General features: G+C 49.7%; 8 protein-coding genes. 2 read left to right on the top strand and 6 right to left on the bottom strand.

Features of this window, described 5'->3' with window-relative positions:
* Nucleotides 1–43 precede the first annotated feature (43 nt).
* The 4 genes from EKK48_16460 to EKK48_16445 all read right to left on the bottom strand — a co-directional run bounded on the left by EKK48_16460 (nt 44) and on the right by EKK48_16445 (nt 9,162).
* Nucleotides 44–757: a hypothetical protein gene (locus EKK48_16460; protein ID RTL40341.1), complete on the bottom strand. Its 714-nt coding sequence runs from the start codon at nt 755–757 to the stop codon at nt 44–46.
* 118 nt (nt 758–875) lie between these two features.
* A complete protein-coding gene (locus EKK48_16455; protein RTL40340.1) occupies nt 876–1,661 on the bottom strand; it encodes a hypothetical protein in 786 nt (261 codons plus the stop codon).
* Nucleotides 1,662–1,894: 233 nt separating this feature from the next.
* On the bottom strand, nt 1,895–5,140 hold the full coding sequence (locus EKK48_16450) for a hypothetical protein (GenBank protein RTL40339.1): 3,246 nt from the start codon (nt 5,138–5,140) through the stop codon (nt 1,895–1,897).
* Nucleotides 5,141–5,223: 83 nt separating this feature from the next.
* A complete protein-coding gene (locus tag EKK48_16445) occupies nt 5,224–9,162 on the bottom strand; it encodes a hypothetical protein (protein ID RTL40338.1) in 3,939 nt (1,312 codons plus the stop codon).
* A 208-nt stretch (nt 9,163–9,370) separates the two neighbouring features.
* Here EKK48_16445 and EKK48_16440 point away from each other — a divergent pair, with 208 nt between their 5' ends.
* Both EKK48_16440 and EKK48_16435 read left to right on the top strand, forming a co-directional pair.
* Nucleotides 9,371–9,772, top strand: a complete 402-nt coding sequence (locus EKK48_16440) for a hypothetical protein (protein ID RTL40337.1) — start codon at nt 9,371–9,373, stop codon at nt 9,770–9,772.
* 94 nt (nt 9,773–9,866) lie between these two features.
* A complete protein-coding gene (locus tag EKK48_16435) occupies nt 9,867–10,310 on the top strand; it encodes a PaaI family thioesterase (protein ID RTL40336.1) in 444 nt (147 codons plus the stop codon).
* A 9-nt stretch (nt 10,311–10,319) separates the two neighbouring features.
* On the opposite strand, the gene EKK48_16430 is transcribed toward EKK48_16435, so the two are convergent.
* The gene (locus EKK48_16430; protein RTL40335.1) at nt 10,320–11,501 is read right to left on the bottom strand and encodes a phosphodiester glycosidase family protein; all 1,182 of its coding nucleotides are present in this window, start codon (nt 11,499–11,501) and stop codon (nt 10,320–10,322) included.
* A gap of 93 nt (nt 11,502–11,594) precedes the next feature.
* Nucleotides 11,595–13,691, bottom strand: coding sequence for a PBP1A family penicillin-binding protein (locus tag EKK48_16425; protein ID RTL40334.1), 2,097 nt, complete (start codon nt 13,689–13,691; stop codon nt 11,595–11,597).
* Nucleotides 13,692–13,799 lie beyond the last annotated feature (108 nt).

The raw sequence follows: 13,799 nt of genomic DNA, 5'->3' as shown, positions 1-13,799 counted from the left end.
TCTGGTTCCTTTTAGAATCGTTCACTGTCTGGGTTTGGTCGCGCTAAAGATTGCCGCCCTCCGGCCAGTTTGACCAGTGCGTATTTGGTGGCAGAGATGGTGCGTACAAAGCACTGTCAAGATTGTGGAGAACTCTTGCAATTTGTTGAAATGTCTCATTGACGCTGGGCAATTCGTCACCGGCAAGATCAGGATGATGCCATTCGCTGAGAGACAACAGACAGGGTAGATCAAAAGGGATGCGTCTTCTCAACTCGCGCTCAGTTGCAAAAAAAAGATTTCGGTAGCGAGGCACGAGACTCCGCAACAGCTGGGTGCCACTTGCCTGGGTGTCTTGCAGCGGAATTGCAAGTTGTTCGAGCTTTTCTCGGGTACAGTCATAACTGACAAGTTCATCGCGAATGGTGATCTGACCAATCGGCTTGCGAAGATACCAGTTTGTCTCGTCTTCAAAAGTTTTTCCGTCTGGTCCGTCACCGGTAACTACCAGAAAGTCTTCATTGGCACTGCCTGGCTTGCGCGTCAGGCAGTTTCCATAGTAACTAATGCAGTCAGTCATTCCATCGTGATCGCCAGTACGAGTGTGATATCCCAGGTCTTCGATAATAATTGCCCAGCGCAGCTCATCAGCAAAAGCATGCAATTTCACGTCAGCAGGCGCTATATAGCCGTTATCCAGCATGGGAAAGTCGAAATTTAAAGCGCAATCGTCGAGCTGCCCCAGTATTTCTGATTCAGTGAAGGTCGTTTGCACCATAAAACAAACCAAGACACAGATGCCGGCTCATATTGTTGCACACCAGCTGTCGAAAAATGTGCAGAAAAAAACGCAGTTCCAGCCATAACTGGAACTGCGTCGAAAAGTGGAAAACAAATCAGTTGTTGTCTTTTCCTGCGTACTTTTCTAATTCAGAGGCTACTTTGTCCATCTCTTTGTAGAATTTGCGGCTGGAAACAGGATCAAGCTCCCCTGTTGCCGAATAGATGGCTTGTGTAGCGCCGATAGCATCTAGTTCGGCGCGCAACTTGGAGGCGCGATCATCGCTCAATCTACCTTCGAGGTAATCTTTGATGATTCTTGCCTCCAGGTCTACGCGACGTACCGACAGATCATCCAGAACGTAGATTTGTCCATTGACAACAGTGAAATGAGAGCCGGCAATAATTGGTTGATAAAGAGGAACTCCCTCGACCACTACACCACCCATCCTCGTTCCGATAAAGTCGAGGTCACGAGCAAATGCCACAGCTCGTTCGTATGAGATTGTGTTACTGCCGGTTTCCCGCTCAATTCGTTTGAGCTCAGACTTCATTGCTTTCGCTTCTTTTTCGGTGATTTTGCCTTTCGAATGAGCTGCGTCGATCATCTTATCGAGATCTCTTCGTCGTGCTGTGATTGTCATCAAAAGCACTTCCGGCTTGGCAGTGCGGAAATAAACAGTGCTGCCGGTGGTGCCGGTAATGGGGATCGGGGCGACGGTAGTTGTCGTTGTCGTCACGCCTGCAGGTGTTGCGACAACAGTTGCAGGGGCTCCGCCCACTGTGATTTCAGTGGTAGTCGTTTGTGTGGTTGTGGTTTGAGCGTTTGCTGGTGCCACCAGACCGAAAGCTGTCAGCATCGCCGCGACCACTGCCGGTGTTTTGTATGTCCTGTAATGCATGGAAAATCTCCTCCGATAAACAAATGATCCGCTGGCGATCGAATCGATCCCACTCGTAAGTACTCGCGGACGAGCGTCCCTTGACGGAGCCGATTTCTCGAAAGTTCCTGGCGAAATTTTCATTTCGACACAATCCGCAATGCAGAGATTCTACAGCCAAAGTGGCAGGCTCCGGGCTGTCAAGAGTGCTTGAACCTCGTAGCCGATTGTTTATCCGGCGCTTCGTCAGCTGGCTACTTTTTCAAATCTAGAACGATCTGGTCGTCTGAGTCATTTGCAAAATCGAAAAGAACAGGTGATTGGTGAGCCTGGGGCTGCGTAGGTTGATCGAAATGGATGTCTCGCGGTTTAACCTGATCTAGTTTCCCTTGCCAACTCAACTGATCCAACTTTGGCACTTCTTGCTGTGCGAAATGCAACAGTTCTTCCATTGAGACTTTTCCATCCTTAATCAGACAATCTGATCGACCATCATTTGCCAACCCTTCCTTAATGAGCGCGTAAGTAAGGAAGCCGTGACCGATGACACTATTTTCTTGAGCACCGGTGGCAGCAGTACTTGCAGCAAGTATGCGCATCTTCTTGTAATAGGCCAGTTGGGCCAATCCTGGATTATCCATTGGCCCGCCTCGCGCGTCTTTGCCGCTAGCCGCTCCCGAGTGGCATGAATCAATGATCATAGTGATGTTGCTTGCATCAATGTTCTTTACGGCATCTTCCAACTCACTTGTACTGATGGCATGTTTGATCAGGTCTGGTGTGAGCCCGGAACTTTGTCTTTTCCCAATATCACACGGAAACAGGTAGAACATACCTGAGCTTTTATCGACAGCACCGTGCGTAGAGAATGCTATCAATACTGTGTCTTCTGGTTGAACGAGTTTAACGCCTAGATTCCTAAGTAGCGTCTCGGTTCTAGTATTGCTTGCCTTTTGTCCAGACAGCACTGAGAGTGTGTCCAAAAATGATTGTTTATTCGCAAGTAGCGTGTTCGAATCACGAGTATGATTGTCGGAAGTCAGCTGAATCGACACGACTTTACTGTACTGACCAGTTTTCCTCAGCGCCGGTACCAGGTCCGAGTCAAACGCTTTTGCGTCGGCTACGGCCCATTCCAAATTCCATTCCGGATCCTCAAACTGGTTCACACCAAATGCGATCACATACGCGTTTCCCTTACGTTCAGCCAGTGGTGTCGATAGGGCATAGTTATAGCTGTCTGTGGCGCTCTTCACTTTGTCGGAGTTGAATGCATAAGCAGTGAACTGATAACTCTTTTTCTGGTTATGAGGTAAACGCACGACAAAGGTTCTTTCAAATTTTTCCTTTGTTGCGCAGAGATCCGTGCTATCACCTGCGGTGAATGTGTTCCGATCTGGCAGAGAACCTACTAGTTGCCCATCTCGAAATAGTCTCAGATCGAAGACACCGCTGCGACTATACTTGGTATTATCGAAATGCTCATTGATGCTTTCGCAGACTACGCTTACATCGACCTGGTCTTTTGTCGAACCGTGCGGTTTCACGCTGATGATTTTTACTCGCGGTTGAACACGATTTAACTCAGACATTTGAGGAACCGGCGGCAAACCTTCGGACGAAAAAATGCGGCTCAACAGCCCGGGCGTATAGTATTGGCGAAAGAAAATTTCTACCGGTAACCCTCTTGTTGGTTGGTCGGGCACTACCCAGGCCACGGCGGCAATGTTGTCGAGATTACTGGCGTCAAAATTGCCATTCGCTGCGACGATTGACCAGTCATCGTCTCCTGAAGTTGCAATTGTTGCAATCAGCTTGTGATCGCCAGCGTTGCGCAAAGTGACGATGTCGTGGTCTGCCAGGGCAATTATCTTGCCGTCCTTACTGAAACTTACGGAATTACCGGGCAGAGAGGACAGATATTTACCGTCGGCAACGCGCCAGAAATCTACTCGATCGTTGTCGACTGTGGCAACCTGGGCGTCATCATTGGAGAAGACAACAGAAGTGATCTCCGGTTTTTCAAGTGACCCACTCTCTTCATAGGCCCGAACAAGGTCAGCGTAGGATTGCAACGATTTCTCATGCTTGTAGACTTTAATACGCAGATCTTGATCGTGGGAACCACTTTTAGAAAGAGTCAAATATGCCCCGGATGCCACGGCAACAGTCTTACCGTCGTGACTTGTAGCTGACGTTGCAGCATTAATGTCTCTTTTAGTGTCCGTCTTGTCAGCGGACTGAGAAGTGTATGGTCGTTCTGTATCGGCTAGATTCCAAAGTCTCAGGCGTGCATTCTCGCCTTCTGTGACGAGATATTTGCCATCGTTTGAGAAAGCAACAGATTTGATTGAACTATCTTGCCCGCTTAATTGTCCGAAGTTTTTGCCTCTCTGGAGGTCAAAGAGATTTATGCAGTCGCTCCAAATTTTGGTCGGATGTTGCTTGTCCGTATCTGTCCGGATTGTGTAGCGCTGTTTCTGATTAGCAAGGTAGCGTCCGTCCGGACTGAATGCAATGAGCGGATTTGCATTTGAAATCTCATGGTCGACGATCGCTATGAGTTTGCCATCAGCAGCTGTCCACAGCCTTACTGTTTTGTCGGCTCCGCTCCCGGCTACTAATTTGCCGTCGGGCGAAAATTTTATCGCTCTCAGGGCTCCACAATGTGCGTCAAACGTTTTGATGGTCTTGCCTGATCGACAATCAAGAATGTTGATCGCTCCCTGCTCTGTTCCGCAAGCCAGTCTTTTCCCCTCTGCATCCAGGGCAATTGCCGATACTTCCGTTCCGGAGGGAATTGCTATTTGTCGCAATTCGCTTCCGGCCTGAATGTCGTAGACTTTTATGCTGTCACTTCGTCCAGTGGCGAACACCTTCAAATTCTGGCTGACCGCAAACGATTCTACTTGTTTAACGGGAACTTCAACGCGTCTGAGCATCTTGCCGCGCTCAACGTCCCACAGTTCATACGCACTGAAGAATTCGCAGTCTAGATTTTTGCCGTTTGCTTTTTGTACTGAGAACGCCATCAGAAGTTGCTTTCCGTCGGCACTGAAGCCAGCCCAGTCTACAAAATTGCCTTGATGTCCGCTCAAGCTGAGAAGGGTCTTTCCTGTAGCGACGTCCCAAAAGCGGAGTGAATTGTCCATACTGGCACCGAACAGTGTTGTGCCATCGGGACTGAATGCCAGTGCCAGAACTTCGCGTCTGATACCGCTGAGAGTGCGTATTAGTTTGCCGGAATTGTGATCCCACAAACTAATTTCAGATTCGCCGCCCGTAGCGATAACCCGGTTGTCCGGCGAATATGCGATAGAAAAGTATATGCATCTGTTCGATAAAGGCTGCCTGACAAGTTCCGGGCGATAGTCAGTTTTGATGCTTGAGAGACAATTCCCATTTTGTCCAGGCAAAAAAAGAGATAAAACCGCCCCAAGTGCTACAAGCTGCTCTCTGCGTTTAAAGATCGAAACCACTTTCCAATATCTGAGTCCCATTTTGGGGATTTTAGCTTTTTTGCAGTACGTCAGCTCATTGTCAGCCGGTGCCCGACTCTGAAACGAACCTGGGCTGAGCGCTTTCAGGACTTTTTAGGTTTGTTTTTTAAGATGTTAAACGCCAGCCACCCCAGCCCGCCAACGAAAACTACAGCGGCAAGTCCAACACAGATCATTGAATAGGGAGCCGGCACAAATTTCGCCAGACCTGTCAGAAGCACCATAACCGGTGACCACATCACCCCAAAGGTCGGCACTGAGAACCTTCCGATGCGCCCGCTTCCCTTGTTCAACATAGCCAGAAAGACGAGTGCAAGAATCAAGAAGAAGGCAACAGGCAAGTAGCTCAAGATAATGGTAATAGCTGTAATCGAGCCATCTTTCTTTGATAAACGCATTGGCGCTGGTCCAGGACCTGGTTTCTCATTTTTGAAGTCGGCTGCACCGGGTGTGACGTCGATGCCGTTCTTGTAAATGAGAACGTAAACTTTGCCATCAGCTCGCGTGATCAATTTTCCATCACGGTCACGACCATGAATGTAGAAGACGCTGGCGTCTGGTTGTTTCTGACTGGCTGATGCCGCAGATATGAGACCTGGTTTTGGCGCGGCTTCGCCTTCCCAGAGGTCACCATTTTCCATGCCTGTATCGAAACTGGACTTCATGAGGAGCTGGGTCGCATCGAGGCTGGGAGGCCAGGCGATGCCCGCAGCTGAAATTGAATCAGCGGTCTGCGTAAATGGATTTTTGTAGTCGACCGATTTCGCCAGTGCTGCCAGATCTTTCCCATCTGGATACTTGCCTTTTGATTTAAAGTAAGCTTGAGCTTTATTGCCGAGCTCGTGCATTTTCGCTGTAACTGTCAGTTCTGAGGCATGTGGCTCAAAGAATATCGCTCCGCTGCCGTCCTTTATTCCTTGTGGGATTTCATAAATGAAGTTGTCACCGTTCACCTGCCCGGATATTACTTCGATATCGTCGCTAGGCGTGCCGTTCCAATCACGATATTCGTATACAAAGTGCTTGCCGAAATTGTCTTTTGCAGCTTCGTCTTCGCTGGATATCGTGAATGTGGCGCCTCCGTCAGCGCTCTTATAAACGCGCTTGACGAAGTCTTTTGAATGATCGACGTGATGCGATGTGTAGTCTGTCTTGATATTCAAGGTGACCAGTACAAGCCCGACAATGACGCTGAGGAAAATTCCCAGTCGCACCCACACACCACCAGCGGTGCTGCCGCCGACGGGACCGGTGGTAGCCCTTACCTTATCTGCCCGTTCATCAGATTGTTTGAGTGGGCTTCTAGATTTGCCTGAAGACTGTTCAGAAGCGCCTGTCGGTCCGCCTGAGAGAATGATCGGGGAGGGCTCGGTGCTGCTACGTTCAGAACTCGCACCAAGCGAGTTAAGCATGGCGATTTCTTCCGCCGATAGCGCTGATTGAACTTCGGTGCTGCGTGGCGTTTTTGTCGGTGCTTCTTCGCTCTTTTCACTCGAGCCGGCAGGAGGTTCAGCGCCCTCGCTGCGCATAAGCATTGTGCCGTAACCTTCCAGCACTTTAGCTAACAATGGATCGCCGGGGACGAGCGATTGCTGACCTAATCTAAAAGCGCGTTTGTACATGGAGTCGGCTTCGCTTGTAAGGCTCAGCGCTTCGCAGCATTGCGCAATTTTGTACAGCGTCGAGATCATATCGCGATCTTCTGAGCTGATTTTCGTGTGCAGAACCAATAAGCGACGCAGATATTGAAGTGCTTCGTTGTATTTCTTAAGTTGATACAGATTGTCCGACATCTTGTCCAGGCAATACGGAAGCAGCGGATCTGAATCGTCGCCAGTCTTGTCAAGCTTATCCAGCACATTCGCAAAAATCGGCTCTGCAGCCCGGAACTGCCTCAAGCGGTAGGCGTTATCTGCATCAGTGATCAGGCGCCCGACTTCGTCGGCGCCGATGACAGGAGTGTGCTCGTAAGCACTTTCGTCGACCGGCGCTTCTTCGGAAACGGCGGAAGAGGCGGATAAGTCCATTTCGGGAGGGAGCGCGGAGGCTGCTGATGAAAAATCTTGAGCTGGTTCCGGAGTTAGGCTCTGGCTGGCGCCCAGAGCATCAAGTTCCGATTGATTGACCATAAACCGGCCGGTTTCTTTCTGGTCGAAATTTGGATCTACCGATGGCGGATTAATACCGCCCACTTTGAGCTTGTCACCGCCAGAGGCTTTCGCTTTTTGACCGAACTTGCCACCAAGCAATCCGCCACCCTTCGGGGCTTTGTCTTTCCCTTCTGGCGTTGCCGGGGCAGCTTCGCCGATAGAATCAAGAGCACCTTTATCAAAACCTTTGGTGCCGATGGCATCAAGAGCACCCTTATCGAAATCCTTGGTGCCGATAGAATCAAGTGCGCTTTTATCAAAACCTTTGGTGCCGATAGAATCAAGAGCACCTTTATCGAAATCCTTGGTGCCGATAGCATCAAGAGCACCTTTATCGAAATCCTTGGTGCCGATAGAATCAAGGGCGCTCTTATCAAAACCTTTGGTGCCGATAGAATCAAGGGCGCTCTTATCAAAACCTTTGGTGCCGATGGCATCAAGAGCACCCTTATCGAAATCCTTGGTGCCGATAGAATCAAGGGCGCTCTTATCGAAATCTTTGGTGCCAATTGAGTCTAACGCTGCAGGATCATACGGTTTTTCTGTCGCCGGTTCCGAGCTTTCCAATTTGGCGCCGTCGCCAAACAAGGGCTTCTGCGTTGACTCCTTCTTGCCTGCGAATTTACCCAGGAGTCCCTTCTTCTCAGGAACAGCCGGTGGTGTTTCGCTCTCAGCAGAAACTTTGTTGTTCGCATCCCCAGAGCCAATCTGATCAAGAACGTTCTTGTCAAAAGTTGTTTCTTTTGAGATTCCTATCGAGTCAAGTTCGGAAAGATCATAAGCGGGTGTCGGAGCATAGTTGTCAGATGGAGCTGAATTCTCAGCTTCATTCGTTTCAGCAGTTACTGAATGGCTCGCCTCCTGATCAGCATGATAGGTATTGTCAGCAGCAGCAAGGCCCTGATCGCTCGACTCATGAAAGGCTGATTCGTCGTGAGAGGCTTCTTCGTACTGAACTGGTTCGGCTTCAGAAACCGCTTCTTCTTCGTACTGAACTGGCTCGGCTTGAGAAACCGCTTCTTCTTCGTACTGAACTGGCTCGGTTTGAGCGACTGATTCCTCTTCGTACTGGACTGCTTCTGTTTGAGCGACTGATTCCTCTTCGTACTGGACTGCTTCTGTTTGCGCGACTGATTCTTCTTCGTACTGGACTGGCTCGGTTTGAGCGACTGATTCTTCTTCGTACTGAACTGGCTCGGTTTGAGCGACTGATTCTTCTTCGTACTGAACTGGTTCGGCTTCAGAAACCGCTTCTTCTTCGTACTGGACTGGCTCGGTTTGAGCGAAAGCTTCTTCTTCGTACTGAACTGCTTCTGCTTGAGAAACTGCCTCTTCTTGGTTCTGGACCGGCTCGGTGTATGAACTGTCTGTCTGGGCAGACTCTTCATATCCGCCGAAGTCTGCTTCACCTCCAGCGAGTTCGATGTCGTGCGCATGCTCATCAGCGACCCCGGAGCCGAAGCTGATAACAGGTTGCTCTCCAGCGTCAATGTCGTAAATAACGTCTGCAGGCGCCGAACCCTCTTCTGACCTGTCAAAAGACTGTTCAGGCTCGTCGAAACCAGACATGTCATCAAGTCCGATATCGGCGTAAAGCGATTCGGTAAGCGGCACTTCCATGCCATGGATGCTGCCTTCTCTTATTTCTTCGTATTCGTCGTCTACAGGATTTAAATTACGCACTTTTGGATCTGGTGTCGGTGTCTGGTCCGGTGGGACTAATGCCTCAAATTCGCCGGTGATAGAACCAGGGGAGCTTTTGCCCTTCTGTAGGAAGCGTGCGGCCAGTATGCCGAAGGATTTCTTCGGTGCCTCGTTTTCATCCTCTCCACCGGTCTGGGCTGATTCTTCGTCAACCTTATCGTCGGCCAATTTTCCCCCGTACGTGTATGCAGTGCATGGCGGCCGCTGAGTACAGTGTCAGCGGTACACAGTTTACTAATACCACCATTCGTTGTGTACAAACCGGTCCAACTTGGCTTCTTGATTTATCAGAGACTTGCTATTGGCAACGGCAATGATTTGCAACTTTTATCAAGCATTTCGCGTCCGAACGGCTGTAGTTTAGGAGGAGCGGGTGATGGAGTTTCTTGTACGACTGGCTTTGAAAGCCCTGGCTTTTGTTTTTCTTCTGCCGATGCTTGGTGGTATTGATTTTCATGGCAACTTCGTCGCTGCGATTTGTCTCGCAATAGTTTTCAGTTTAATGTTGTGGGGAGTCGAGGTCGGAGCTATGGCATTAAGCGCGTACCTGACAGTGACTACCTTTGGTCTGGCGCTGCTGGTGCTGATTCCAATGTGGCTGCTTGGTTTCTGGTTACTGCCGGCTTTCGCGCTCAGGCTGGTGGCCGATCTTTTACCGCAATATCTGACGGTAGCAGGTTGGGGACCGGCAATTCTGGGCGGACTTCTGATGATGGTTGTTAGCCTCGTCACAGGCGGAGTTGCCGATTCGATGCGAGCGCGAGAGCGTACGGCCTAATCCGGCTCGTTGAAATGTTGCAATCAAACGATCGATCTGTGGCGGAAGCTGCGATCGATTTGTTTTAGTATATGATTTGCGTCCCTGGCGAGAGATGACTATGCCCGCTAAGAAAGTAACTGTCGAACTGTTGAACGAGAGAAGCAAGGGACGTTTGCCGGGGATCATTGGCTTGGAAGTAACTTCTCTTTCTCCGGGCAAACTGAACAGCGTACTTAAGTTGCGCGACGAGCTCTTGGCGCCAAATGGATATTTGCATGCCGCGACTGTTGTGGCGCTGGCTGATACTAGTTGCGGTTATGGATCAGTCGCAAATTTGCCGCCGGGTGCAACCGGTTTTACTACCATAGAACTAAAGAGTAATTTCATTGGAACCGCCCGCAGTGGCTCAATTAGTTGTGAGGCAACTCTCGTACATGGCGGAAAAGGAACACAGGTTTGGGATGCTGTTGTAACCAGCGAGGAGACTGGAAAAGCCATTTGTTATTTTCGCTGCACACAAATGATTTTGTACCCGATCGTGAACAAGCGAAAGTAGCTTTTGCTGCTAACGTTCGATTTGCTGAAATGTTTCCCAGGAGTTGATAAGCGACTGTGGCGCCCTATTTTTTGAATCGTAGACCAGCAACACATTTGTCAGCGGACGCCCTGCCGGCACCACTATGGAACCGTTGTGAGCAAGCGACCTTGATGCACCGCCATCCAGGTTCATAGCTTCGCTGCAGCCCAATTCTTTCATGAGGCGTGCTTCCTCTGAAAGCGAGAGTCCATTCATGAATGTGCAAAGGATAAGCTTATCGCCAGTCGGATTAAACCCCAGCGCACACCGCGGACCAACGCCCAGCACGTGCGAGTCTGCAAAGCCTTCTTTCTCAGGATAAATCCACACCTCACCGTCCTTCAAGAGTCGTGGTCCACACGTCAGTGAAAACCAGTGTTCGCTCCAGTTCGGAAGTTCTCCGGCTCTGGCAGTCATCATCACCGGACGGTTGTTCCTGGTCAGACCAAATGTGGTGCCATAATTTTCCCATGGACTGTATTTGAGAAATCGCCCGCCTGACACCATATTTCCCATGACACGCTTTTGATCGTCCTTGCTGAAAAAGGTGCCGTTCATGACTACGCTGGCGTGGGATTTTTTGACAAGCGAATCGAATCCTTCATCGCCATGAGTCATATCTTTGTCGTTGGCTAGAAATGCATTGTTAGCTAATCCGATGCTTATAAACGTCTCGGGGTCGTGCAAATCGATAATGGTTTCATAGACAGGAACATGAGATACAGTCTTTCTGACGAACTGAACAGGTTTCCCATGGCGCACTACCTTCTCTTTTTTTGGCAATGACGGCGAGGCAAAGGGTGGAGCGGGCATGGAAGCGAGCTTGGCTTTTTCAGCCTGGTCAGGCTCGGTGCTCTCTTTGTGTAAGACTCGTGTCGATTTGCTCTTAGAGCCGGTGTTATCTGTAGTTGCGCTGTCGCCCTCCCAGTTCTCTTGCGCTGACTGGCTTATGACGGTATGTTCTTGCCCTGAGTCCTTTTTAGCAAAAGGATGCGCAACGAAATCCAGGGTTTTGCTAAGCATGGTTGCTACCGCGGTAAAGCAGTCTTGCTTAAAGGTCTGTGACGAGTAATTCCAGAATCCAACTGCCACAACGACAATGATCACTGAGAGTACAAACGTAGTGATGTTGTTAGCGATCTGTTCTATCTTTTTGTTAGAGCCATTCATTATTAGCCAGACATCAGTATGAAGGAGAACTCTTGTCCTCACTCTATCATCGAAGGTAAATGGGTGCTCGAACGGCGGACTGCCGCGCAGACTTTAGAATAGGTTGATTATCTTGTTGAACAACTTCTTGAATCTGAATTTTTTCTTCGCTTTGTCCGGATGATGCAGACTCGGATACGAGTTGTGGTCGCTGACTGTGCCGAAATCCTTATGAATCGGCGGCGCTAACGGCGGCATCTCAACCTGGTTCTTCAGTGCCGGTTCTGCTAGCGCCGGCGGGGGTGCGTCGCCAGTTACGAAACTGGTAATTTTGTCGAAAATACCGGCTGGCTGCGGCAGGAAATGAATTTGATCGATCTCCTCGGCCAGCGGGTTTTCGGGTGCCTTGAACAGACCTGGTGGAGTAGCATGCGATTTGTAGAATGCCGTCATGTAGTTCTGCCAGATGCCTGCCATGATGGTGCCGCCTGTTACTTGATTGCCGGCAATGGCTGTATTTTTGTCGTTACCTCCCCAGACTGCTGTAACAGTGTCTGGCGTGAATCCAATAAACCAGATGTCTCGGGCACCGTCAGCGGTGCCTGTTTTTCCGGCTACAGGTCGATTGAACAATTTCGCCTTCTGCCCGGTTCCTTTCTGAACGACATCTTGCATGGCGTCGACTATTTCCGCTACCGGTTCAGGGTCAAAGACCTGGATTGATTCTGGTGCGTAATTGCGCAACACCTTTTTGTCTTTTGATTCCACACGTCTGATGAAGCTTGGAGTGATGCGAACGCCGCCTCTAGCGAGAGTTGCATAACTGTTCGCTATATCCAGGGGCGACACGGCTGAAGCTCCCAAACCTAGCGCCAGTGTGGGTGCCAATTTTGATGTGATACCTGCTTTTGTAGCAGTTTCCGCCACTGTTTGAGGGGTGACGGCTTGCGTCACTCTTACAGCGCAAGTGTTGCGTGAGAGCGCCAGGGCTTTCCTTATGGTAATTGGTCCCAGGTATTTTCCATCGAAGTTTTTAGGTGAATATGCTTCCTGCCCGGGTATATCGATTGCCAGCGGAGCATCATATATGGTGGTATCAGGCTTGAGTACTCCCGTCTGCAAACCGCTCAGATAGACAAACGGCTTAAAAGCCGAACCTGCAGTATGTACACTGGTGGCTCGATTCCATGGGCTTTTATCGTAGCTGCCTACTCCACCAACCATAGCCAGAACAGCACCATCTTTTACCGATAGCGAGACCAGCGCTCCCTGAGATACACCGGGCGGAGCTTTCTTAATTCCCTGAGTCAAAGTCTGTGCCGCAAGCATTTGTGCTGAGGTATCGAGGTTAGTAAAGACACGAGTACCCTTGTTCCAGAGGTCATCATCTGAAAAATTCTCTCGTTTCAGAAGTTCGACAACATAATTGAGGTAATAGGCATTGTGCTCAAAGCGGGTCTGTGCACCTTTGAACACCAATTTTTCAGCTTTAGCTTTTGATGCCGCATCTTTAGTGATGTAGTGCTCTTCAACCATGTTATCCAGCACTTCGTGCTGGCGCGAGATGGCATCGGCTTTGTGGGTGCTCAATCTGGTTGGAGCGTTGACTATTCCTGCTAGATAAGCAGACTGTGCCAGGTCCAGGTCAGAGGCATGTCGGGCGAAATACCTCTCGGCAGCAGATTCTATGCCCCATGTTCCACGCCCGAAATAGACAAAATTCAAATATGATTCGAGGATCTTGTTTTTCTGATATCGCCTGTCGAGTTCAATTGCCTGAACTGCTTCCCTCAGCTTGAGTAAGACTGTACGTTTGCTGTCACCTGAATAAAGATTCTTAACTAGCTGTTGAGTTATTGTTGAACCGCCCTGAACTACATGACCGGCGCGAGCATTGGCGAGAAGAGCCCTGATGATACTTTCAGGGTTTACGCCCGGATGGTGATAAAAACTGCGGTCTTCGGTCGCGATTAATGCTTGTTGGAAGCTCTTCGCAACTCTTCCAAGTGGTACCGGCACGTATTCTTTATCAGGCAGAAGGGTGCATATCAATCGGTCATGGTTGTCGAAGAATTTCAAGCCTACGTTTTCATCAGGCAGGCTGACTGAATTCCAGTCGTGGAAGTAATTCCAGGCAAGAGTCATGGCTACGAGCACAAGTATGCAAGCGACACCTGCGGCTATTAATCGCCTGTCTGGTCGACCTGGCATGCGGGTCGCGTGAAGGCTCTGTTGTGATGGTAATTTGGTTTGCAAAGTTCGTACCGGTATGGTTCAGTCCGATGGACGTCTCAGACTGCGGCTTGGTTCCAACTCAAC

This window comes from Candidatus Melainabacteria bacterium, from assembly GCA_003963305.1.
In the GTDB taxonomy this organism is placed as follows: Bacteria; Cyanobacteriota; Vampirovibrionia; order Obscuribacterales; family Obscuribacteraceae; genus PALSA-1081.
The sequence above is the reverse complement of the archived record's forward strand: the minus strand, read 5'-3'. Positions and strand labels throughout refer to the sequence as shown.

Coding starts and splice junctions, on each gene's coding strand:
- EKK48_16430 (RTL40335.1), bottom strand. CDS start 11,501: ATGAATGGCTCTAACAAAAAGATAGAACAGATCGCTAACAACATCACT.
- EKK48_16435 (RTL40336.1), top strand. CDS start 9,867: ATGACTATGCCCGCTAAGAAAGTAACTGTCGAACTGTTGAACGAGAGA.
- EKK48_16440 (RTL40337.1), top strand. CDS start 9,371: ATGGAGTTTCTTGTACGACTGGCTTTGAAAGCCCTGGCTTTTGTTTTT.
- EKK48_16425 (RTL40334.1), bottom strand. CDS start 13,691: ATGCCAGGTCGACCAGACAGGCGATTAATAGCCGCAGGTGTCGCTTGC.
- EKK48_16450 (RTL40339.1), bottom strand. CDS start 5,140: ATGGGACTCAGATATTGGAAAGTGGTTTCGATCTTTAAACGCAGAGAG.
- EKK48_16460 (RTL40341.1), bottom strand. CDS start 757: ATGGTGCAAACGACCTTCACTGAATCAGAAATACTGGGGCAGCTCGAC.
- EKK48_16455 (RTL40340.1), bottom strand. CDS start 1,661: ATGCATTACAGGACATACAAAACACCGGCAGTGGTCGCGGCGATGCTG.